Here is a 1504-nt window from a genome sequence, read left to right as displayed (position 1 = left end):
GAAAAGACGTAGATAGACGCCTATGAACATGAGCTCTTATTTCCGCAGATCCCCGGCGTGGATTTTTCCATCCCGAAACATTTGCATCATCTCATTGGTCAGGCTGGCGTCATCCGGCTGAAGCTCGATCTCCTCCCGCTTGACCCACGCCGCATATTTCAGTTCCGAAGCATCCATGCGAATCTCACCGCTGCCGTCTGCCTCGCAGTAGAATCCGGCGAGGATGTCGCTGGCAATACCCCACGGCTGCGACCGGTAATAGCGGATGTTCCTGACCTGCACGCCGGTTTCCTCCAGCACCTCCCGTGCTACAGTTTCCTCCAGCGTCTCCCCGATCTCTGTGAATCCGGCGACCAGTGCGTTATAAGAGATACCCGTGCGGTACTTGGTCAGCAGCAGCGAATCCCCACGAATCACGCCCACGATCACCGCCGGCATGATCTTCGGGTACACGTGGTTGTTGCAGGCATCGCACACCATAGCACGTGCCGCCAGCGAGTGGTGCATGGGCTTGCCGCATCTGCCGCAGAACCGGTTGTCCCGATACCAGTCTGCCAGATGCTTTCCCGTCATCACGCCGTAGCGCTGAAACTTGGGAAGCGACGCATCTCCACGGATCTCCCGTATCTCCCGATAGGTCAGCCCCGCCTGCTCCGGCAGCTCCTCCTGCGCCAGAAAATAGCGGCAGTTGTCAATGCGGAACAAATAACGCAGCGGACAGTCCGGAAGCTGTGCCACCGTGGGGAGAGCGCCCTTTCCGGTCAGAACCTGCTTGCCGCAAAAGGAGAGGACAATGCTGTCCGCATCCGGCTGTGCGTCTGCCTCATAGGCATTGTGAAACTGATGGGGAAAAATATCTTGTATCATTGTAAAACCTTCTTTTCCATGGGTTCCTGTGCGCCTGCTGTCTGCCACGCATCCGTGAGAATGCTCTGAATCTCCGCTAGATTCTCCGCAAAAAAGATGCCTTTCTGCCGTCTTTCCGAGGACAGACCGGTTTCGGTCATGTGGCGCAGCAGCGCTTTCAGGCTGTCGTAATAGCCGTTCCAATTATAGAGGATACAGGGAGCGGAGAGCTGATTCAGGGATACCCTGGACATGATCTCCGAAATCTCCTCCAGCGTTCCCGTGCCGCCCGGAAACGCCAGAAATGCATCTCCAAGCTCGATCATCTTCGCTTTTCGCTGAGACATATCCGCTGTGACAATCAATTGCGTCAGACCATCGTACTGAAATTCCCGCTCCACGAAAAACTGCGGTTCCACACCAATGACCTTTCCGCCGGCCTGCAGGGTGCTTTCTGCGATCTCGCCCATCAGACCCGTTCGGGAACCGCCATAAATCAGCGTGTTCCCGCTCGTCCCGATCCATGTGCCAAATGCTCTGACGGCATGCTTCAGCGAAATGTCATTTCCCCCGCAAGCTCCAAGATATACTGTGATGTTCATTGTTTTTCCTTTCTGTAAATGGTTGCAGCTGCCAATCCACGTGCTCCTGCTATCGT

At 55.6% G+C, this 1504-nt stretch carries 2 protein-coding genes; both read right to left on the bottom strand.

Annotation, left to right across the window (positions count from 1 at the left end):
• Nucleotides 1–36: 36 nt before the first annotated feature.
• Nucleotides 37–867 carry an NAD(+) diphosphatase gene (gene nudC / locus QZL66_RS01265; RefSeq protein ID WP_022409956.1) on the bottom strand — a complete coding sequence of 277 codons (831 nt, stop codon included), beginning with the start codon at nt 865–867 and terminating at the stop codon, nt 37–39.
• Nucleotides 864–1448 carry an LOG family protein gene (locus QZL66_RS01260; protein WP_022409955.1) on the bottom strand — a complete coding sequence of 195 codons (585 nt, stop codon included), beginning with the start codon at nt 1446–1448 and terminating at the stop codon, nt 864–866. The genes nudC and QZL66_RS01260 overlap by 4 nt, the downstream gene beginning before the upstream one ends.
• Nucleotides 1449–1504 lie beyond the last annotated feature (56 nt).

The organism is Ruminococcus sp. CAG:330 (assembly GCF_000437175.1).
Classification (GTDB): Bacteria; Bacillota; Clostridia; order Oscillospirales; family Ruminococcaceae; genus Ruminococcus_C.
This window is presented reverse-complemented; position numbering and strand designations above follow the sequence as displayed.